We start from the raw sequence: 20,526 nt of genomic DNA, 5'->3' as shown, positions 1-20,526 counted from the left end.
ACCCACATGCATAAAGCCTCGGGGCTTTATTCGCGACGTTATTATCCGAACGTCTCCCGAGTTTACGAACGGTGGCGCGCTCGTAGTCGCTGGTTCTGACGATAAGGCAAGCAACCTGCATCCCTATCGCGGGTCGGGCTTCGACCTTCGATTTCATAATGCCACTGACTGATCGCAGAAAGTGAAGAGTTGCGTGGCGGGTTACAGGTGTCGCGAGTCGGTTACCTCGCCTCGCCGCTCAAGACGCGCATCCCAAGGTCCGGCCGGGCTGCCTGGAGGTAGGTGAGGACGGCCAGGACGCGCCGGTTGCCGTCCTGGGCTTGGAGGCCGAGCTTGGCGAAGATGTTGCCGATGTGCTTGACGACCGCGCCGTCGGTGATGTGCAGGCCGGCGGCGATGTGGGCGTTGGTCTCTCCGGTCGCCATCCGGCCCAGGACCTCGCGTTCGCGCTCGCTGAGCGTGTCGAGCGCGTGAGGGCGCCCGGAGGACATGAGGTGCCCGATGACCTTGGGGTCGATGACGATGCCGCCGCCCGCGATGACGTCGAGGGAGTGCATGAAGTCGGTGACCCGGCCGACGCGGTCCTTGAGGAGGTAGCCGGCGCCGCCGCCGCGAGGGCGGTTCGCGGGCTCGGCGATCAGTTTGGCCGCGTAGGCGTCGCCGAGGTACTGCGACAGCACCAGGTGTCGGGGTGTTGGGCGCGGATCGCCAGTGCGGCCCTCAGGCCGTCGTCGAGGTTGCGCGGTGGCATTCGCACATCGGTGATCACGACGTCGGGACGGTGGCCAGAGACGGCCTCCAGCAGCTCGTCGGCGTCCTCGGCCGCGTGCACGACCTGGTGGCCGAAGCGTTGCAGCAGGGCGGTCAGGCCTTCTCGCATCAGGGCCGCGTCTTCGGCTATCACCACACGCATGGTGCCATTGTGTGACATGTGATCAGTACGGGCGCGGGATGTCGGCGATGATCCTGGTCGGGCCGCACGGTGGGCTGTCGACGATGAGCTCGCCGGACAGCAGGGCGGCCCGCTCGTACATGCCGACCATTCCGGTGCCGTGCGCCGAGTTCGCGCCGCCGAGGCCGTTGTCGGACACCGTCAGCGTGATCCTTTCGTATGACTGTGCCAGCTCGATGTGAATGTGGTCCGGCGTCGCGTGCTTGATCGCGTTGGTGACCGCCTCGCTGGCGATGTAGTACAGCGACGACTCCACCGGCAGGGCAAAGCGCCCGACGCTCTCGGCGTCGACGGTGGTTCGGATGGGTACGCGCCGTGCCAGTTCGCGCAGGGCGGTGCCGAGCCCGTCGTCGATCAGGGTGCGTGGCCGTAGCCCGTGTACGACGTCGCGCAAGGTGTCCAGCGCCAGTTCGTTCTCCCGCCGGACCGCCTCCAGCGACTCCAGTGCCGAGTCCTGCTCCGGCCCGGGCGGGAACGTCTCGCGTACCTCCAGTTCGAGCATGCCCAGGCGCATCGCCGCGGTGGCCAGGTGCTGCTGGGTTCCGTCGTGCAGGTCGCGTTCGATCCGCTGCCGCTCGCCCTCGAACCGGTCCATCTCGGCGATGCTGGCCCTGGCCAGCGACGCCACCTGCGTCTGCAGTTCCTCCACCCGGGGCGAGAGCAGCGCCGTGGCCAGCGCCCCCTGCACGTAGGCCGCCAGCGTCACCACATACGGCGAGGCGACCACGACCAGCAGCCCTATAAGTACCAGGACCGGCGCTTGCGAAGGGTTCCGGACCAGCGGCCTATCCAAGCCCGACAGCGCCAACACCCCCTCGGTCCCCGCGAAGACCAAGCAGGCGCCGGTGATCAGGGCGACGAAAGAGAACAAGCCGATCAGCATGTGCGCCAGCGCGAACGCGATCTCACGCCACAGCATCGGCTCCCGCGGGCCGGGGAGCCCGGCCCCCGGCGGGCGTGCGGGGATCGGCCGGAACCCGGCCAGCGCCGCAGAGTGGTACATGCCTGCAGACGCTACGCACTGCGCGATCTTCAGGCAGTGCGGGCAACCAGACTCTTCCGAGTGGGCTTTCGCCTACTCCGGCCCTCGACATACCTGTAGTGACCGGATGCGGGGCCATACGGTGCGATGAACGCATGACACCCATCCCCGCGGTCACCGCCGAGCGGCTGGCCAAGACCCTTACCGCCGGTATCGGACAATTACCGATGCGCAAGGGCATCCCCTTCAGCCGACCACCCGTTCTGATCATTGCCCTGCTTGCGCTGCTTCTCCCACTGCTCGCCGCACCACCCGCGGTTGCGGCCCCGGCCATCGCCCCACCAGCGGCTTCTGCGGCGATCACGTGGACGCCGTGCGCGGAGAACTCCGCGGTCGAGTGCGGCACACTGACCTTGCCCGTGGACTGGAACGCCCCGACAGGCGAGACGTTCGAGCTGGCGCTCGCCCGCCGCAAGGCCACCGACCCGGCCGCCAGGATCGGCTCCCTCGTCGTCAACCCCGGCGGGCCGGGCAGTTCCGGCGTCCGCGCCGTGCTCGAGGAGACGTTCGGCTTCACCTCGGAGATCACCAGCCGCTTCGACATCGTCGGGTTCGACCCGCGCGGTGTCGGACGCAGCCATCCGATCCTGTGCTCGGTGGCCCTCGCCGGACAAGCGCCTGAGGCCATCATGCGCAGCCAGGCCGACTTCGACCGGTGGCTGGCCTACAACGAGCAGGTCAGGCAGGACTGTCGAGCCCGTACGGGGCCGCTGTTCGACCACGTCGACACCGGTAGCGTTGTCCGAGACCTGGACGTCCTGCGCGCCGCCCTCGGCGACGACAAGCTCACCTACTACGGCCTGTCGTATGGCACTCTGATCGGCCAGCAGTACGCCGAACGCTTCCCCCACCGAGTACGCGCCCTGGCCCTCGACAGCAACGCGGACCACAGCCTCGGCACCACCGCGTTCCTGAGGTCCGTGGCATGGACCGCCCAGGACTCCTTCGACGAGTTCGTCACCTGGTGCGCCAAGGACACCGCCTGCGCACAGCACGGCCAGGACGTTCGCGCGTTCTGGGGGAACCTGCGGGCCCGCGCCGACCGGGGCGAGTTACACGTGCCCGGCCAACCCGACACGCCGCTTCCTCGGATGGTCCTCGAGAACGAGGTGATCGGCGCCTTCTACGGGCCCTACTGGAAAGAACTGGCGGAGGTGCTGGTGGCGATCGACACCGGCGCCGCGACCCCGCAACTGATGTCAGCGGCTCCCGCGCAGGCGGAGGAGACGTACAACAACACCGTTCAGATCATGTGCCAGGACTTCCATCTGCCGATCCGCGACTACCGCGAGTACTCCAGCCACCTTCGCACCACGGCCAAGATCGCGCCAGACATGCGCTACGGCCCCAGGGCGATGTTGCTGACCGTCAACTGCCTGGGCCAGCCCACCCCGATCCCAAACCCGCAGCGTCGCCTGCACGTTGATGCGACCCCGACGCTGCTGCTCGTCAACGCTCTCCACGACCCCGCCACCGGATACCCGTGGGCGGTGAGTGCCGCGCGGCAGATCGGCCGCGAGGCCAGGCTCCTCACCTACGAAGGCTGGGGCCACCATATCTACGGCCGGGGAGAGTGCGTCACCAGCGCGTTCGACCGCTACCTGGTGTCGCTCATCGTGCCCGCCAAGGGGGCCCGGTGCGCCGCCGTACCGCCGGACCAGGCGTCCAGCCCGCAGGCCCGTCCGCTGCCGACCGGGCCACTGCCCGGCCTGCCGGGCTGGACCTTCACCCCCGCGAAAGCTGAGGCGACGCGCTCGGTTTCGTAGCCCGTACAGGCCGAAGAGCTGACTCAACACGGTTGGTAGCGCAGCTGGGGCTGGGTGAACCGGCATCGCGCGATCGGCTCATTGAGAGATCCTGGGTAGGCAGCCCTTGAAGGGCTGTCACCTCCCAGCTCGGCGATTGGATCGCCGCCTGACGGCTCGCGTGCAGTGGCGCCGGCCCCGCCGGGACGAGGGCATCGAGACCGGAGTTCTGACTCCGAGTCGCGATGCATGATGATCTGTGTGGGAATGATCGGGAATGCGATGGCGGCGAGCGCGTTGGGTGCGTTGCTGGACCGTTCGCTTGTGCAGATGGCGGAGGCTTCGGCGGACGCCAGGACCTACGATCGCCAAACCATTCACACGGTCTCCGACGTCTGGGACAACAACACCCTTCCCTTGTTCCGCGCACTGGCCGCCCGAACATCGTGGGGCCGTGATTGGAGGGCACGTGCCGCTTTGGAGTGGATGGCCGCTCTCGGCGTGGAACGGCGGACGTGGATGGTGGAGCAGTCGGCGATCGCCGGGTACGACTTGGAGTCGTTGCTGCCGGCGCCGATGGAGACCGACCGTCACCACCGTGATCACCAGGGCGTCGTGAGAGCGCCCATGGTGACGCTGACGACGGAGGTCGCTGCGGGGATCGGCGTCGACTACGACCTGGCCACCGCCGAGGTTCGCTCGCTGGTGCTGGAACGGATCGGCACTCGGTTGACGGGCATCCTGGCGGTGGCCGCCCGACGCCGGTATACCGCTGAACGGCCGGCCGGCGAAGTCGCCGAGTTATGGCTGTGGCTTGACGAGGTCACCGATACACACTTTGATTCCCGCGACTCATCCGCGATCACCATAGATTGCGGGACGGGTCAGGTAGCGATCGGCATGGGGAAACGCGGCATCCTGCGGGCGGTTCGTGCCACCGTCCATCCGGACGATCTGGCATGGCACCTGTCCGCGGCGGGCCGGGCCCTCGATGCGCGAACCCCGACCGGCCCACGGCCATCTCGTCGGACACCGCGGCAGCGACTGCAGGAGCCGCTGGACGACAGCTCGTTGGCCGCTGCGACGATCCTGCACCAGGCGATGCTGGAGATCCGTATGGTGCGTTACGCCCACCATGCCGGTCAGACCCCGGTCCGGCCTCTGTGCCTGGCGTTCGCCGGCGCGGGGGAGTCCATCCTTGCCGCAAGCACGCATCGCCGGGCGAGCCGGCGTGAGGAGGCATTCCGTCGGCTGGTCGAAGACTGGGTCCGGAAAGGAGGACCTGGCCTGGCTCTCTGGTTCGCGGGCCACCTGCGCGATCTCGCCGGCGAGGTCCACGGGACGACTCGAGAGTGGGTCAACTCGTTGATACCGCCGACAGAACGGGGCTCCGAGCCGGTGAGAGGGCCGGTCGCCGATCTGCCTGCGGAGGCCGAGCTGCGGCTGGCCAAATACGTGGCTGCGCACACTCGGTATGAACATCCACACGTCGGCTCGGCTCTGGTCCAGTTGGCCGTGCCGCCACGTCCCCAGGTCGAGCGGGACGAGTTCTGGAACTTGTGCGGATTGGAGCTCAAGAGCCCTCATCTTTTCCAGGTGAGTGACACCGCCTTCCATGGCGCCACCGATCCACGGTTGACAGGAGTCCCTGAGGCGATCCGTTCCCTCAGCCTGAGCGGCGGCGGCCTCACCATGTCCGCAGACGAAGCCGAGACACGAGGAAGGTGAGCCGACCAGCGTCTGGGGTGCTTGGGGTGCTTGCCGCCGCCAGGGCTAACCGTTAGATATAGTGGGATAACGGTTATGGGAGGGCCCAATGCAGCAAGAAGTGGTGCTGGCGATGCTGGCCAAGGAGCCCTCGCACGGCTACCAGCTGCGAGCGCGGCTGCGCGCCGCGCTCGGCCCTCTCGGTGACGCGATGAACGCCGGGCACGTCTACGTCACGCTGACCCGGCTGGAAAAGGCCGGGCTGCTAGAGGTCGAGAGGTCTGCCGAGGGCTCCGACCGGTCGGATCGCAAGGTGTACGCGCTCACCCCCAGCGGTCAACAGCGAGTCGCCGAGTGGATCGCCGAGGTGGACTGGCCAAGAGGTGACCTCGCGGAGTTCCATCTCAAGCTGATAGCGGCCGCGGCGGCCGGGCTGGCCGATCCGATCACCATCGTCGACACCCAGCGCCGCGAACTGCTGCGCCGCCTGCGTGACGCCCAGCGCGCCGCCATGGCCGAGCCGGACCGCTCGGACGCGGCGCTGTTGCTGGAGGGCATCGTGCTCCGGCTTCAGGCGGACCTGCGCTGGCTCGAGGCATGTGAGAGGAACTGGACTCACCGAAGGAGTGGGTCGTGCTAGAACCCCAGGCCGAGGAGCACCGTGTGGGCGTTCTCCAGGCTGTGGACATGCTTTCCCAGCTTCGCCATCGAGGACACTTTCTCCGTCTTGAGAATCTCGACGAGGTGTCGTGCCAGCCAGTCGCCATCCACTTCGCCAGGACCGCCCGCGTCGAACGTCCACGATCGCACGGTCCGTTCGACCCGCTGCGACCAGCCCAGTCCTTCGTCCGGCACAAAGTACTTGAACCAGCCCACGACGGTCAGTCGCTCGGCGGAATGGATGGCAAGAACCTGGCGATTTCCCCCGAACACGGTCACGCTCACGTTCCTGCCGATCGCGCACGTCTCGGCGGGCAACGTGCGGACGAACGCCGACAGCAAAGGTGGCAGCGCCGCCCACCGAGGCACCCGCAACCCGCCCGGCGTGCTGAGCCCCTCATTTGCGGCGTCCAGATACTCGATGACGAAACCACCCGGCGAATGCGACGGCTCTCCCCACTCGAACGCGGCCGCCCGCCATTCCTCATACGGCTCCGTCGGCTGCAGGGAAAGCTCCGCGCCGGTCTCGGCGGCGCGTAATTCAAGCGATTCGGTGCCTGGCCGCCGCCAGCGCAGGAAAGGGGCTCCCCAATTCGGCGACCGCTCGTACCAGGGGCCTGTCGGGCCATGACTGCCAACGCTGTTGGCAGCGCCGATCGCGTTCTCCACTGCCTCGGCGTGCCGCCGGAACGCGGTGGACGGTTCTCCCTCCAAGGAAATGGGGACGACGAGACCGCGAAACTCGCGGTCGCCGGCGTACTGCCGCTCATGCTCCTGTACCGGCACCAACCGGCCACGCCCCTCGCCCAGCAGCCGCAGCGCCTCGCCGGACCAGTCGCCGGGGTCCACCTCGTGCCACAGCCATCTGGCGATGTCGGCGGTGTCGTCCTTCCTCATGGGCTGGATCTTAGGAGGAGCCCGTCAGCCATGCCCGGGTCTATCCAGATTTAGCCATCGTGGAGCGCCACTCGATCCTGCACGCAGGCTCTTCTCGATCATCTGACGTTAGCGATCACCGGCGGCTGGTGGCGGTGCTCACTTCTGTTTCCCGCCTGCCTCGGCGGCTGTCGTCCCATGGCCGAAAGTCTCTGAGCCGGACTCGCATGAGCGACGTCCCCACCGATCGGACACCCTGCTAGAGCTCTGACGTGGGAGCGATCTTCTGCGGCCCGGGAGCAGCCAAGGGACCGCGTATCGAGGTGCGAGCCGACCGAATGAGCCAGGTGGGGGAGACAAGGGCCGCGATCACGGCGGCGAGTACGGGCAGGGAGGCGATCAGTATGGCGATCGCCGTCCATGGGGTTTCGAAGGGTGCTCGCGGGGGCGGATCCCAGTCGATCGAGGTGGTCATGGGCCATACCAGGAACAGGCCGATGACGCACCCGGCGGTCGCGCCGATCGCCGTGCCGCATGCCGCGCCGACGGCCGCTCGGCAACTGATGAGGAACCGCAGCGCCGCGACTGAGCCGCCGCTGATTCGTAGCAGGATGCGCGCCGAGCCGGCCGAGCGGGTGGCGGCCAGCGCGCCGGCGAGGGCGATGAGAATCAGCAGCGTAACGACGTACAGCCATTCGGTCGGTGCCTGATATCCCTGCTCGACGTAAGTGTCGGCGATTCCGCCCAGTCGGCGGTCGAGTCGCTCCTGCTCGGTCGCCGAAACGTGATAGTGCGAAGGGTCGATGATGAACTGATCGGGCTGTAGCTGGAAACCAAGGTCTTGCACCATCTCGCGGGGAATGAAGAGTCTTCCGAAACGGGGATCAGGGGGTCTGATGGTGATCTTCGGAATGGCCTTGGTGACGGGAGAGCCGACGGTCGCGGACGAGGAGTACCGGATCTCCGCGGAGTCGGTTTCTTCGTTGTCTGTCGAGACCACCACGGCCGTGCCCTTGTCATAAGGCGTCGAAGGGTCGCCCGTGAGGTAACGCAGCAACGCTTGGTCACCAATATAGGGATCAGGCCAGGTGCCGTAGTCGGTCCCCACATTGAGGAAGCCCGGTCCGCGATCAGCACTCTTCTCCGCGATGGGTACGCCGGGTAACTCGTACTGGATGGCCGCCCGCACGGTGGCCGTCTGACCTGCGGAGAAGCCCTCCACGACGAGTGCGCCTGGCCGGGCATCGGGATAGTAGTCCGCCTTTCCCTGCGCCGTCATGGCAGGTGCGATGATCATCAGCGCTGTCGCGACGGCGGCCGCGGCCATCGTCGTCGCCACTCCCGCCGCGGTTCGGGCGGGTGCGCCACACACATGACGTACGGCAGGCAGAAAGTCGGCGGGGCGCCGGAGCAGTCCCAGCAGCCATGGGACGAAGGGGCCCAACCCGAAAATCAGCAGTGCTCCACCGAATATGCCTGCCAGGTCGATCAATGCCGAATCGAAGTCGTCATAGTGCTTGTCCTCTTGCGTGGACCACGCGGTAAGCGCCATCACCGCGATGCCGAAAGTCGCCACGACCGCTCCCCCGACCAGGGGATACAGGCTCATACGAGTCCACCGGCCACGAGGAGCCGACAGCGTCGCGAAGAATATCGAGCCGCATACGAGCGCCGTCGGGATGCCCAGGACCACCAAGAGAACCACGATCATGAATGATACGGAGTTCGTCAGCGCACTTTCCACGTCGACCGAAAAGAGGAAATGCCGCAGCCGGGTCATGATTGATCTACGGTTGGCTCGACCGGAGGTGTGCATGCCTGAGGTGGCTTCGCTGCGCCCGGGGGACCCCCGCAGACTGGGCGAGTACAGCATCGACGGACCACTGGCCGACGACAGCGTCTACCTGGCCAGAAGCGACACGGGAGAGCGTGTCGCGATCAAGGTGTTCCGGTCTCGATCCGCCGCGGTCTTGGCGGCCGTTCAGAAGGTGCGACTGCCGGACGCCTACCACACCGTCCAGATCATCGACAGCGGTGTTGCGGACGGCCTGCCGTACATCGTGATGGAGTTCGTGGACGGCGACACACTGGAGCGGACGGTCGCCGGGTCGGGGCCGCTGCGTGGTGCGGCGCTGCACCGGCTGGCGATCTCGACGATGACCGCGCTGGTGGCGATCCATCAGGCCGGGGCGGTGCACGACGCGTTCGGGCCGGACAACGTGCTGCTCGGGCCGGACGGTCCCACGATGATCAATACCGGCGTCGCCCAGGCGGTGGTGACCACCGCCGAGGATGAGACCAGGAGGGTGGAGTCGCTGGCCTACCTGGCTCCTGAGCACTTCGCCGGTGAGCCGCCCGGGCCCGCCGCGGACGTGTTCGCCTGGGCGGCGACGATGGTCTTCGCCGCGAGTGGGCGGTCGCCGTTCGATGGCGGCTCGATGTCGGCGACGACGAACCGGGTCCTGCGCGCGGATCCCGACCTGGGCATGCTCGACGAGCATCTGCGCGGGGTGGTCGCGGACTGTCTGGCCAAGGATCCCGGGTTACGCCCGGCGGCGGGCGACGTTCTGTTGAAGCTGGTGGGCCACTCCCTGCTCACGGTGGCTCCCGGCGAGCTCGCTCCGGTCATCCCCAAGGCCGAGCCACCGCGACGGTCGTGGCGGTTCGCGGTGCTGTCGGGGGCGGGCGGGCTGGTCATCGCGCTCGCCTCGGCGGGCACGGTGTACACGTTGCTGTCCCGCACTCCGCCACCGCCCGCGACGCACTCCGCCACCCCCACGCCGTCGGTGGTGACGCTGGCCGCCGAGCCCACCCCGTCGCCGCCGCCCTCGCCGGTCGGCAGCCTCGCCTTACCCGGGCCGGCGGCGAGCCTGTACGAGAACCCCGCCGATCCGGTACAGGTGGTCGCCTACCGTACCGGCGAGAACGTCTACGTGCGCGCCCCCGGCACGGACCGATTCCGCAAGCTCGACGAGCAGGCGGCGGAGATAGCCGCTTCCCCTGACGGCGCATGGCTGGCGCTGATCCGTTCCGGCACGGTCAGCGTTGTCGACCGGGCCGGCGGCCAGAAGTTCACCGTCGCGACCGGACCCGCCACGCTCCCGACCTGGTCGCGGGACGGTCGGCGGCTGCTGGTCACCACGACCAGGGGAACGGAGGTCGATGGGAGGGAGAACCCGGTGCCCTCGGGATTCGTGATCATCGACCTGGCCACCCGGAAGGCCGCGACGATCGTCACCGCCGGCGCGAAGCCTCGTGACCTGGGAGCTTACGGCTGGCTGCCGGACGGAACGGGCGTCGCGGTGACCTACCAGACAGCCAAGGATTACGGCATGCGGGTCCGCGACCTGGCCGGACGCGAGACGCGCACGCTCAACTGGGTGGGATACGCCAGAGGCCCGGAGATGTTCTCCCCGAGCGGGAAGCTGTTCGCCACCTCCTGCCCCAGCGGGGGTACCTACTGCATCTGGGACCTCGCCGAGGGCGGCCGGCGCACAACCGTCGGGCTGCTCGCCCGCCAGTTCCCCTTCGCGGAGTTCTGGGGCTGGTACGACGAGGATCACGTACTCGTGCTCGATCCGGGCGGCAGACTCGACCGGGTGCTGGTCATGGATCCGCTCGGCCACGCGTCCCGGGTCCTGTTGACGATCGCCGCCAAGGACTACGCCGCCAGGGGCAAGGATTTCAGCGTGACCATGGTCCGGAGGTGATCGCGATGACGGACGGTCCGCTTGAGGAGATCACCGATCTCGGCTACATCATCGGCGAGGAGACCGGCTGGCCCACCCTGGAGGAGGAGATCCGCTCGCGCGGGCCGCTCACCGGCGCGGAGCTGCAGCGGCTGGCCGTCACCACCATGACCGGCCTGGCGGCGCTGCACCAGGCGGGCGTCTTCCACGGCGCGGTACGGGCCGACACCGTGCTGCTCGGCCCCAACGGCCCCCGGCTGCGTCACCCCGTGCAAGGCGGGCGCGACCCGCTCGGCCTCGACGAGGCGACTGTGGACGCGGGCACGCTGACCTGGAGCACCCCGGAGGAGTTGAAGGGGCTGCCCGCCGCGCAGCCCGCGGACATGTTCGGGTGGGGCGCCACGATGGCCTTCGCCGCGACCGGTCAGTCGCCCTTCGGCGGCGGCTCGGCCACAGCAAGGGTGAACCGGCTGCTGCACGGCGCGGCCGATCTCGGCCTGCTGGAGGGGGCGCTGCGCGACCTGGTGGCCGACTGTCTGGCTGCCGAGCAGGCTGATCGGCCCACCGCCACGGACGCGCTGTTGCGGCTGATCGGCTATTCCGGGGTGCTGGACGTCGCGCTCCCCGCCGCCCCACCGGAGGCGCCTGCCCGCCGGCTCCGGTCCCGTGTGCTGGTTCTCTCCGCGGCCGGTCTGGCGATCGCGCTGGTCTCGGGAGGCGTCACGTACCTGGCCACCCAAGACCGGCCCGTGCCCAGGCCCACCATGGCCGCCGCCGCTACGCCCGCCGTGTCGGCTCCGACTGTCGCGTCCACGCCTGCGGCGGCGTCGACCGGACCGGTGCCGCGGGCCACCAAGCACATCGCCCTGCCCAGCGGCGGAACCCTGTATGAGAACCCCGCCGACCCGATCAAACTGGCCTCGTACGCCGCAGGCGGGGAGAAGCATGAGACAGCCTCCTATGTGCGGGTGCCGGACTCGGACAAATTCGAACGCGTAGACGGACAGAACATCTCCGCCTCCGTCTCTCCCGACGGCCGCTGGCTGGCCACCCTGAACGATTTCTACTTCCCCGTGTCGGATCACCAGGACGTCGTCGTCACCGAGCGGCGTACCGGCGCCCGCTTCACCCTGCCCGTCGCCGCGACCCCCGACATCGCCCGGAACCCTTACTGGTCGCGTGACAGCCGCCGCCTGCTGCTCACGGTCATACCGAACTGGCAGCAGAACAAGTCCGCCCGGACCGGCGGCTTCGTGGTCCTCGACATCATGGCGCGGACCTCGACGTTCGTGCCCACCTCGGAGCCCGAGCCGAGCGAACGCGACCCCGTCTCGCCGACCTACCACTGGACCCCCGACGGCAACGGTGTCGCCGGCCACTACCTCACGCCGGAAGCCCTCTTGGGCGTACGTTTCCGGGACCTGGCCGGCCACGTGACCCGCACCATGCACTGGGTCGGCCACCCCATCGGGGAGGAATGGTTCTCCCCGACGGGCCGGCTGTTCGTCACCACCAGTTGCAGGCACGGCCCGACGTGCGTCTGGGACACCGCCACCGGAGCACGCCGGCACTCCGTCCCCAGCTCGGTCCACGACTTCACCATCGGCTGGTACGACGAGGCCCACCTCATCAACGGCGCCTGGTCCGGCAAGAACACCTTCCGCCTGTACATCACCGATTTCACCGGAAAGCAGGTCCGCGTGCTCGCCGACATCACAGGCACCGGCGGACAGATCCTGAGCCTGAACTTCATCAGGAGCTGACCGGAATGCCGAACGCCCTGTCGCCACACCCCGGGGACCCGGCCGCCCTCGGCGGCTACCGGATCCTGGGACGGCTCGGCGAAGGCGGCCAGGGAGTGGTGTTCCTGGCCGAGGGGGACGACGGCGAGCGGGTCGCGATCAAGATGTTGAGGGCCGTGCCGGACGCCGAGGCGGCGGCCCGGTTCCGGCGGGAGGCAGAGGTGCTGCCCCAAGTGGCCACGTTCTGCACCGCCCAGGTCCTGCTCACCGGTACGGCGGACGGCGTGCCGTACATCGTCAGCGAACACGTCGACGGGCCGTCGCTGCAGCAGGCGGTGCGCGAACGCGGTCCGCTGCGACGGCGCGAACTGCACCGGCTGGCCATCGGCACGGTCACCGCGCTGGCCGCGATCCACCGGGCGGGAGTGGTGCACCGCGACTTCAAGCCCGGCAACGTGCTGCTCGCCGGCGACGGGCCCCGGGTCATCGACTTCGGCATCGCCCGCGTGGTGGACGGTGAGGCGACCGCGGGCGGGCCGATCGGGACTCCTTCGTACATGGCGCCGGAGCAGTTCGACGACGCCCCGGCCGGACCCGCGAGCGACCTGTTCGCCTGGGGCGCGACCATGGTCTTCGCCGCGACCGGTCGGCCGCCGTTCGGCGCCGATTCGCTGGCCGCGATCGTGAACCGGGTGCTGCATCAGGACGCCGACCTCGGCACGCTCGACGGCGAGTTGCGGGAGATCGTCGCCGCCTGCCTGGCCAAGGACCCGGCGGCCCGGCCCCGAGCCAGTGAGGTGCTGCTGCGGCTGCTCGGCCGCCCGGCCGGTCTCCCCCCGTCCGACCGGGTGCTGAAGGAGGGAACCGCAGCCGCCGAGCCCGCGCGCCCGTCTCCGAGGCCGCGCCGGCGCCGGTTCGCCACCGGAGTGGGCGCCGTCGCCGTCGCGCTCGCCCTGGTCGCGGTGGCCCGCGGGCTCGCGGCCGACCCGTCGCGCCCCGCGCCGACGACACCCTCGCCGCCGCCACTCCGGCTGAGCGGCTCGCCCGCCGCGGCCACCAGCACGTTCACCGTCCCTGGGCTCACCGGCACGGTGTACGAGCATCCCTCTGACCCGATTCGGCTGACCTCGTACCTCTATCAAGAGAAGGGGAAGCTCGGCAGCCCGGCATATGTGCGCGAACGCGGCACCAACACGTTCCGGCAACTCGCCGAATACCGGAACACGGTCCTGTCACCGGATGGCACCATGTTCGCCGGCGTCTACGCCTTTCCGCAGTTCGCGGGGGAGGACGCCAATGAGGTGCGGTTCACCGAACGTACGACGGGACGGCAGTTCTCCGTCCCCACCGTGGCTGCCTCGCTCCAGGTGAAGTCTCCGCAATGGTCCAGGGACGGCAGGCGGCTGCTGCTGACGGCGTACTCGGGCAAGGAGGCCGTGGGCTCGGTCGTCGTGGACGTCGCCGCGCGGCGCGGCACGCTCACCCGGATCGGCACGCCGGGCGCCGGCACCCAGCCCTACCTGTGGCTCCCGGACGGCTCCGGGGTCGTCCGGATCGCCGGCAAGACACAGATCCGCGCGTACTCCCTCGACGGCACCGTCCTGCGCACGTATCCGGACGCCGCCGCGGCCGTCAACACCGACGAGTGGTTCTCCCCCTCGGGCCGTCGGCTCGCCGCGGTCTGTCCAGGCAAGCCCACCGCCGCCTGCCTGCTCGACACCGCCACCGGCGAGCGTCGGGCCCGGGTGCCGCTGCCCACGGGCACCGTGCTGTGGGGCTGGTTCAACGAGGACCATCTCCTGGTGTACGGGGACGGGATGGTCGACGTACTCGACGGGGCGGGCCGGCCGGTCCGGAGGCTCGCCGAACTCGAAACCGGCGACAAGGGCTTCTGGGAAGTGCACTTCACGCGGGCCTGGTAGCGCCCGGAGAGCCATGAAAAGGCGCCCGCAAATCTTGGTCAACTGTTCCGAACAATGATGCGCCCCGAACATTCACCAGGCCCAGGCATGTTTCCCTATTGGCGGCGATGCCGACAGGTCATTCGTTACCGACAGGACAAATGTCCATTTCTATATAGGGGCGGCCCGATGGGCTTTCTTGCTAAATTCATTCCAGAGGATCTCCATCCTGGGCGGAAGGACGACGGGCCTCGGCGGTGGAATCCTCAACGCGGGCACCGTGGTTCTGGACCAGAGCACCCTTGCCGGCAACCGCGCGGGAAACGGTGGCGCGTTCGCCAATAATGCGGACGCCACAGCGACGATCTTCTCCAGTCGGCTCAACGCGAACTCGACAATGGGCGTCGGAGGCGGCGCGATCCTCAACTCGGGGACACTGACGCTGTCCAAGAGCGTCCTGGCCGGGAACAGTGCGCCGATCAACGGCGGTGGGCTGAACACCCAGGTGACCGGTGTGTCGCACATTATCTCCAGCACCGTGGACAACAACGTATCCGGCAGCCTGGGCGGCGGCATCTCCAACCTGGGAACCACCACGCTCGATCGCGTCCTGGTCACGCGGAACAAGGGATCAGCCGGCGGTGGAATAGCCAACGGCAACGCCAATGTCGTCATCCGGAACTCGATTATCCGAGACAACATCCCGGACAATTGCAATCCGCTGAACACTATTCCGGGCTGCGTCGACTAGCTGTCGGCTCAGCGTCGGTGCTCGGTTCGTCGCGGGGCCAGATTTGCCTGCCTCGAGGAAGATCTCTGATGCCGCCACCTTCCGGGATCATGCCCCACAGGAAGGGGATCAGATACTGAGGCGGTTCGCCCAGGAGCCCGGCCAGCTCGTCCTCGGTGACGGTGAGGGTGAATGTCGCGCCTGGCCGCCCGGAGTTCCATCCTTGTTCGACGGCTCGCCGGACGCATCCCGCGACGAGGACGGGGCGGACCACGATCGTTCGCTCTCCGTTCCAGTTGTCCGGCCGGGCGCAGGAGAGGGTCACCGTGAGAACGCTGCCCGGCTCCTGCGCTCGCTCGACGGCGAAGGTGAGGGGACTGGAGCCGGTGCCATCGCGGAACGTGGGCTTGTGGCTGACCCGCCAGCGGAAGACGGTGCCGTCGACGGTGATGAGCCGTGACCCCTTCTTGGGCATCGCCACAGCGGCCTCCAGAATCAGCGAGAGTGATGCGGGACGCCCGCAAGCCTAGGGGGAGGGCTGGGTCTTCATGGCGCGGTGGACCGCCTCGAGGAGGGTGGCGGCTCGCCGGTCCGGTACGCCCTCTTGGATGTGGTTCATGACATAGCCGAACGCGAGGCCGCTCGCCGGGTCGGCGAAGCCGAGCGATCCGCCGTAGCCGGGGAACCCGAAGGCGGTCGGGCTGTACCAGAAGGCGTCGGGTGTCGGCAGCCCGAAACCCGTGCCGATCCGGACGGGAACCCGCAGGATGCGGTCGACACCACTGACCTGCTCCGCGGTCGCCGCGGCCAGGGTCTCGGGGGAGAGGATGCGCTGCCCGTCGACCTCGCCGATGAGCGCGGCGTAGAAGCGGGCCAGTGCGCGGGCCGTGCAGATGCCGTTGGTCGAGGGCATCTCGGCGGACTGCTCGTCGGGGTCGTTGTGGTCCAGCGGCGGCGTGATGACGCCCATCAACGACCGCACGGTCAACGACGTCGGGTCGGCGAAGGCTCTCATCACCTCGCGTACGGATTCGGGAAGGGTGTCCAGGTCGAGGCCGGCCATGGCTTGCAGGTCGGGCGGGTCGGCGATGATCCGGCTGACCCGATGCTGCTCGGCTTTCGGCAGCCCGATCCACAGGTCCAGGTCGAGCGGCGCGGCGATCTCTTCGGCGAGGAACGTACCGATGCTGCGGCCGGTCACCCGGCGAACGACCTCTCCGACCAGCCAGCCGTAGGTGTGCCCGTGGTAGCCGTGTTCGGTGCCCGGCTCCCAGGACGGGCGCTGGGCGGCCAGCGCGGTCACCATCGGCTCCCAGGCGATCGCCTGGGCCGGGGTGATCGGGTGGTCGATCGTGGGCAGGCCGGCCTGGTGGGTGAGCAGCCAGCGGACGGGGATGCGGTCCTTGCCGTTCGCCGCGAACTCCGGCCAGCAGTCGGCTACGGGCGCGTCGAGGTCGAGTTCGCCGCGCTGGGCCAGCAGGTGCGCGCAGGCGGCGGTGATGCCCTTGGTGGTGGAATAGACGACCTGCAAAGTGTCGCGCTCCCAGCGGCGGCCGGTCTCGGGATCGGCGATTCCGCCCCAGAGGTCGACGACTTTGCGACCGTGCAGGTAGACGCCTACCGCCGCGCCCACTTCCTGGTTGCCGGCCAGATTGGCCGCGAACGCCGTACGCACTTCTTCGAATCCTGGTGCGGTCTCCCCGCCGATTTCGGGCATGCGTCATCGCCTTCCGGTCTTTGTGGTGGTGCCGGGAACCGCTAGCTGCGCCATTTCTCGATGAGCCAGGCGCAGAGCTCCGGCTCGGTCATCTCGGGAAACTCTTCGGTGAACGTGAGGAGCGTGCGCAGCGCTTCGCCCCGCTCCAGGCCACGCGCCGCCGCGTGCTTGAGGTACTCCTGACGTGCGGCGGAAGGACGGCCTCCGCCCGCGCCGCGGCCTGGCAGGCCGTTGCGCCACTGCACGATTTCGTCCAGTCGGTCAGCCCGCCAGCCGGGAACCCCGTCGATCTCGACGTCGGGCTCGGGAAACGGATGACTCGAATCGCTCGGATAGCGGGAGCGCCACTTGTGCACCGCGTGCCGGCTCACCCCCAGCGCCTCGGCGATGCCGACTCCGCCGAGGTAGTGCTCGGTCATGATGCACCAACTTGTCTGTACGGCCTCCTTGGGATCCCATCAGTACCACGCCTCGAACATTGTCTCTTGCGGAGACGACGATAGACCGGGCAAGGAATATCGTCAACGGCGGAGACGAAGTTTTCCGAGAGGCATGAGCGCGGGCTGAGGGGAAGATGAAGAAGCGTGATGACCGAACGCGCCGCGCTTTCCCCCTCGGAGCAGGCGACCATACGAGAACTGCTCGACGCGGACCGTCAGAAGACCACGGCCCGCGTCGCCATCCTGGACCGTGACCGGGAGGAGATCGTCACATCGTCGGCGTTGACCGCCTCCGACGACGAGCACGACCCCGAGGGAACGTCCACCGCCTTCGAGCGGGCCCACGTCCAAGCCCTCCTCGACCAGGCCCTGAACCACCTCGCCGAGCTGGACCTCGCCTTCGAGCGGCTACGCGATGGCACCTACGGGAGCTGCGCGAGATGCGGGCAACGCATCGCCTTCGAGCGCCTGATGATCCTCCCGGCCACCAAGACCTGCGTCAGCTGCGCTTCCGGCCGCCGCTGACCTGCGCCGCTACCTTGTTCTCGGCAATAGCCAAACTGTCCGTTGAGATCAACGAGACGAAAGGTGATTATCCGGACATACAGCTTCTGCTCAGTGGCCGCAACAGCGCAGGGTCCCGCTCGGTAAGGATGGCCACTTGGGCGTCGCCGAGTACGTCGTCGTGGTAGATCTGGCAGAGCCGCACTGTGTCATCACTCGTATTCAGCTGTATTAGATGGCGCCGGTATCGATGAGATACAGCTCCGTCAAGCGACCTGTGCACCATCGCCCTTGTCCAGGGCCGAGAAGTCGATCTCACCCGCCGCGACCATTGCACGCATACGAGCTACGGCCGCTGCCCGTCTGCGTCGGTCAACGACCTCTCGTAGGGCGGCGTTGACCGGGTCCTTCTTGGGTGAGGTGCCGAGCAACCTCGCGGCCTCGGCCGGTGCTTCGTCATCGAGGTCGATCAGGGTTTGGCCATGATGCCAGCTCGCCTTTAGTCAGTAGATCATGTGCGTCGGGACCTCAAGGTCTTCGCTCTCGTAGAGCTGAGCCATGGCCTCGGGGTTGTCGGCGGCGCAGGTCGTGGCGATCACGTCCATGAGCGAGTCGTAATCGGGACCGGTGGCGCCCTGGTAGGAGGCCTCCATGCGGCCCCATTCGTCCCACGGCAGCATTTCGATCTTCTGCAGGGCCGCCAGGTCGCGGATCGCGTTGCCGCGGATTTCGGCCACGCCCCACGCGTGCGCGACTCCCGTGACGCCGAACGAGTCAGGGTCGGCTGAGCCTTGTCGATAGAGGCTCCAGGCTTCGCCGCCGGTCAGGAACTCTCCGGTGGCCAGGTCTTCGGGGGCGGTGACCAGGTTTTGGCTGCCGAGGATCTCAGTATCGATACGCACCCAACGTTGTTCGTCGATACGCCAGTACTCCGTGATCCAGTGGTCGACGCTCTTGCCGGGGACGAAGTACGTGGCGAAGCCGCAGCGGGCGCGAGCGGGGATGCCCTGGAGGCGGAGAAGGGCGCAGCTGAGAAGGGCGAAGTGGCGGCATGTACCTACCACTCGCAGGTGCGCGGGCCGTGGGACATCCAGTGGGGCGGGGTCGAGGCTGGTGAGCGATCGGATGATGTCGCTTGTGCTGCGGAGGTTCTTCTCGGCCAGGCGTTCCTGGGGGACCGGCAGGGAGGCGGCATCGTGGGGTTGGATGACGAGGCCTTGGGCGATCTTGCAGATGCCGACCGGGGTGGTCGGGAGGCCTTTGGTGAGTGGTAACTGATCGGTATCAAGGCGGGTGAAGACACCTGGACCGCTGTAATCAATTGCGCTCGCTGCCATGTCGGCACTGTAGCGAGGGTCACTGACAAGCCAGTGGAGCCGCGACTGATTGTCCAAGGGAGGGAAGGGGAGGGGGAGAAAGGGAGACCATGGACATCGCGGAAACCGGGGTGCGGATCCCGGTCGGTGACGTGGCGCTGGACGCCGATGTCGCCGTGCCCGGTGAGCCGCGCGGGGTGGTGCTGTTCGCGCACGGCAGTGGCAGCGGTCGGCACAGCCCGCGCAACCGGTACGTCGCGGCGCAGCTCCAGGCCGCCGGCCTGGTCACCGTGCTGGCCGACCTGCTGACCGCGGCGGAGGAACGGCGTGACGCCGTGACCGGTGAGCTCAGGTTCGACATCGGCCTGCTCGCCGGCCGCGTGGCCGCGCTGACCGACTGGGCCGGGGCCGACTCCAGGACCGCGGACCTCGGCATCGGGCTCTTCGGCGCCAGCACCGGCGCCGCCGCGGCCTTGGTCGCCGCGGCGGAGCGGCCCGATGCGGTGCGTACCGTCGTCTCCCGAGGGGGTCGGCCCGATCTGGCCGGCGACTTCCTCGCCGAGGTGCGCCAGCCCACTCTGCTCATCGTCGGTGGTGACGACGCGGTGGTCATCGACCTCAACCGCTGGGCGCGGCAGCGGCTGCCCGGCGAGGTCCGGCTGGAGATCGTGCCGGGCGCGTCGCACCTGTTCGCGGAGCCCGGCACGCTGGAGGAGGTGGCCCGCCTGGCCACGGACTGGTTCGTCACCCGGCTGTGAAGGCCCGCCGACCGTCCGTCAACGCGGGAGGAGGCCCGCCGACGGTCCGTCAACGCGGGGGGAGGCCCGCCGACGGTCCGTCTGCGCTGGGGGAGGCCCGTCGGCGTCCGTCTATGCCGGGGCGGGGCCTGTGAGATAGCGCTGGATCGTCGGGCCGAGCCAGGCGACCGTCTCGTCGCCGGACATCTGCCGCGCGGGCGGGAAGGCGAGGATGTACCGCACCAGCGCGATGCCCAGAATCTGAGCGCCGATCAGCGCGGCGCGGGTCGGTGTCTGCTCGGGGTCGCCGGTCAGCTTGACGACCAGCGGGGCGAGCTGCTCGGCGAAGATGGCGCGCATGCGTTCGGCCACGGCCTCGTTGGTGACAGCGGTACGCAGGAGCGCCTGCAGCGCGTCGTCGGCCTCCCAGCGGTCGAGGAAGTGGCGCACCAGGGCGGCGCCCACCTGCTCACGGTCGATGCCGGTCAGGTCGGGCAGGCGCAGGTCGAACTCGGCCGCCACGGCGAACAACTTCTCCTTGCTGCCGAAGTACCGCATGACCATCGCGGGGTCGATCCGCGCGTCGGTGGCGATGGCCCGGATCGTCGCCCGCTCATAGCCGTCCGCGGCGAAGCGCTCGCGGGCCGCGGCCAGGATGAGCGCCTTGGTCTGCTCCGAAGATCTCCTCATGTCAACAAGTGTAGGCCAACGCCTGTTGACTTCCAATTCGCCCGGGGTTAGCGTTATGCCAACAAGCGTTGACCAAGG

At 68.4% G+C, this 20,526-nt stretch carries 18 protein-coding genes and 1 pseudogene; 9 read left to right on the top strand and 10 right to left on the bottom strand.

From position 1 onward, the window contains the following. Positions 1-221: 221 nt before the first annotated feature. Together AB0B91_RS01870 and AB0B91_RS01865 are read right to left on the bottom strand one after the other, a co-directional pair. A pseudogene (locus AB0B91_RS01870) lies at positions 222-913 on the bottom strand (response regulator transcription factor). Between the two features lie 22 nt (positions 914-935). Further along, positions 936-1,955 carry a histidine kinase gene (locus AB0B91_RS01865; RefSeq protein WP_358313722.1) on the bottom strand — a complete coding sequence of 340 codons (1,020 nt, stop codon included), beginning with the start codon at positions 1,953-1,955 and terminating at the stop codon, positions 936-938. A gap of 134 nt (positions 1,956-2,089) precedes the next feature. Here AB0B91_RS01865 and AB0B91_RS01860 point away from each other — a divergent pair, with 134 nt between their 5' ends. The 3 genes from AB0B91_RS01860 to AB0B91_RS01850 all read left to right on the top strand — a co-directional run bounded on the left by AB0B91_RS01860 (position 2,090) and on the right by AB0B91_RS01850 (position 6,086). Then, the gene (locus tag AB0B91_RS01860; RefSeq protein ID WP_358313719.1) at positions 2,090-3,760 is read left to right on the top strand and encodes an alpha/beta hydrolase; all 1,671 of its coding nucleotides are present in this window, start codon (positions 2,090-2,092) and stop codon (positions 3,758-3,760) included. Between the two features lie 240 nt (positions 3,761-4,000). After that, positions 4,001-5,467, top strand: coding sequence for a hypothetical protein (locus tag AB0B91_RS01855; RefSeq protein ID WP_358313716.1), 1,467 nt, complete (start codon positions 4,001-4,003; stop codon positions 5,465-5,467). Between the two features lie 88 nt (positions 5,468-5,555). Next, positions 5,556-6,086, top strand: coding sequence for a PadR family transcriptional regulator (locus tag AB0B91_RS01850; RefSeq protein ID WP_358313714.1), 531 nt, complete (start codon positions 5,556-5,558; stop codon positions 6,084-6,086). Here the strand turns inward: AB0B91_RS01850 and AB0B91_RS01845 are convergent. Both AB0B91_RS01845 and AB0B91_RS01840 read right to left on the bottom strand, forming a co-directional pair. Next, complete coding sequence (locus AB0B91_RS01845; protein ID WP_358313712.1) at positions 6,083-7,003, bottom strand: hypothetical protein; 921 nt, start codon at positions 7,001-7,003, stop codon at positions 6,083-6,085. The two genes, AB0B91_RS01850 and AB0B91_RS01845, sit on opposite strands and share 4 nt — an antisense overlap. 238 nt (positions 7,004-7,241) lie before the next feature. Beyond that, on the bottom strand, positions 7,242-8,762 hold the full coding sequence (locus AB0B91_RS01840) for a hypothetical protein (protein WP_358313710.1): 1,521 nt from the start codon (positions 8,760-8,762) through the stop codon (positions 7,242-7,244). 34 nt (positions 8,763-8,796) lie between these two features. On the opposite strand from AB0B91_RS01840, the gene AB0B91_RS01835 reads away from it, so the two are divergent. The 4 genes from AB0B91_RS01835 (at position 8,797) to AB0B91_RS01820 (ending at position 15,065) form a co-directional block, all read left to right on the top strand. Then, positions 8,797-10,692, top strand: coding sequence for a protein kinase (locus AB0B91_RS01835; protein ID WP_358313708.1), 1,896 nt, complete (start codon positions 8,797-8,799; stop codon positions 10,690-10,692). A gap of 5 nt (positions 10,693-10,697) precedes the next feature. Then, positions 10,698-12,434, top strand: a complete 1,737-nt coding sequence (locus AB0B91_RS01830) for a hypothetical protein (protein ID WP_358313704.1) — start codon at positions 10,698-10,700, stop codon at positions 12,432-12,434. 5 nt (positions 12,435-12,439) lie between these two features. Continuing rightward, positions 12,440-14,335 (top strand): serine/threonine-protein kinase, encoded by a 1,896-nt coding sequence (locus AB0B91_RS01825; protein ID WP_358313701.1) that lies wholly within the window; start codon positions 12,440-12,442, stop codon positions 14,333-14,335. A gap of 259 nt (positions 14,336-14,594) precedes the next feature. Next, positions 14,595-15,065, top strand: coding sequence for a hypothetical protein (locus tag AB0B91_RS01820; RefSeq protein WP_358313698.1), 471 nt, complete (start codon positions 14,595-14,597; stop codon positions 15,063-15,065). On the opposite strand, the gene AB0B91_RS01815 is transcribed toward AB0B91_RS01820, so the two are convergent. From AB0B91_RS01815 to AB0B91_RS01805, 3 genes are read right to left on the bottom strand one after another with little or no spacing between them, the layout of a single operon-like run. Continuing rightward, a complete protein-coding gene (locus AB0B91_RS01815; RefSeq protein WP_358313695.1) occupies positions 15,043-15,525 on the bottom strand; it encodes a hypothetical protein in 483 nt (160 codons plus the stop codon). The two genes, AB0B91_RS01820 and AB0B91_RS01815, sit on opposite strands and share 23 nt — an antisense overlap. 45 nt (positions 15,526-15,570) lie before the next feature. Continuing rightward, entirely contained in the window at positions 15,571-16,761 is a 1,191-nt protein-coding gene (locus AB0B91_RS01810) for a serine hydrolase domain-containing protein (protein ID WP_358313692.1), read from the bottom strand. Between the two features lie 41 nt (positions 16,762-16,802). Further along, the gene (locus AB0B91_RS01805; RefSeq protein ID WP_358313689.1) at positions 16,803-17,180 is read right to left on the bottom strand and encodes a hypothetical protein; all 378 of its coding nucleotides are present in this window, start codon (positions 17,178-17,180) and stop codon (positions 16,803-16,805) included. Between the two features lie 168 nt (positions 17,181-17,348). On the opposite strand from AB0B91_RS01805, the gene AB0B91_RS01800 reads away from it, so the two are divergent. Continuing rightward, positions 17,349-17,726 carry a TraR/DksA C4-type zinc finger protein gene (locus AB0B91_RS01800; protein WP_358313687.1) on the top strand — a complete coding sequence of 126 codons (378 nt, stop codon included), beginning with the start codon at positions 17,349-17,351 and terminating at the stop codon, positions 17,724-17,726. Between the two features lie 245 nt (positions 17,727-17,971). Here the strand turns inward: AB0B91_RS01800 and AB0B91_RS01795 are convergent, their stop codons facing one another. Next, complete coding sequence (locus tag AB0B91_RS01795) at positions 17,972-18,175, bottom strand: type II toxin-antitoxin system VapB family antitoxin (protein WP_358315658.1); 204 nt, start codon at positions 18,173-18,175, stop codon at positions 17,972-17,974. Positions 18,176-18,208: 33 nt separating this feature from the next. Next, a complete protein-coding gene (locus AB0B91_RS01790; RefSeq protein WP_358313684.1) occupies positions 18,209-19,042 on the bottom strand; it encodes a transglutaminase-like domain-containing protein in 834 nt (277 codons plus the stop codon). Positions 19,043-19,131: 89 nt separating this feature from the next. On the opposite strand from AB0B91_RS01790, the gene AB0B91_RS01785 reads away from it, so the two are divergent. After that, positions 19,132-19,779, top strand: a complete 648-nt coding sequence (locus AB0B91_RS01785; RefSeq protein ID WP_358313681.1) for a dienelactone hydrolase family protein — start codon at positions 19,132-19,134, stop codon at positions 19,777-19,779. A gap of 111 nt (positions 19,780-19,890) precedes the next feature. Here AB0B91_RS01785 and AB0B91_RS01780 read toward each other — a convergent pair whose 3' ends face one another. After that, positions 19,891-20,448, bottom strand: coding sequence for a TetR family transcriptional regulator (locus tag AB0B91_RS01780; protein WP_358313678.1), 558 nt, complete (start codon positions 20,446-20,448; stop codon positions 19,891-19,893). Positions 20,449-20,526: the final 78 nt, after the last annotated feature.

It is taken from the genome of Nonomuraea sp. NPDC049141 (genome assembly GCF_040648415.1).
GTDB lineage: Bacteria > Actinomycetota > Actinomycetes > Streptosporangiales > Streptosporangiaceae > Nonomuraea.
This window is presented reverse-complemented; position numbering and strand designations above follow the sequence as displayed.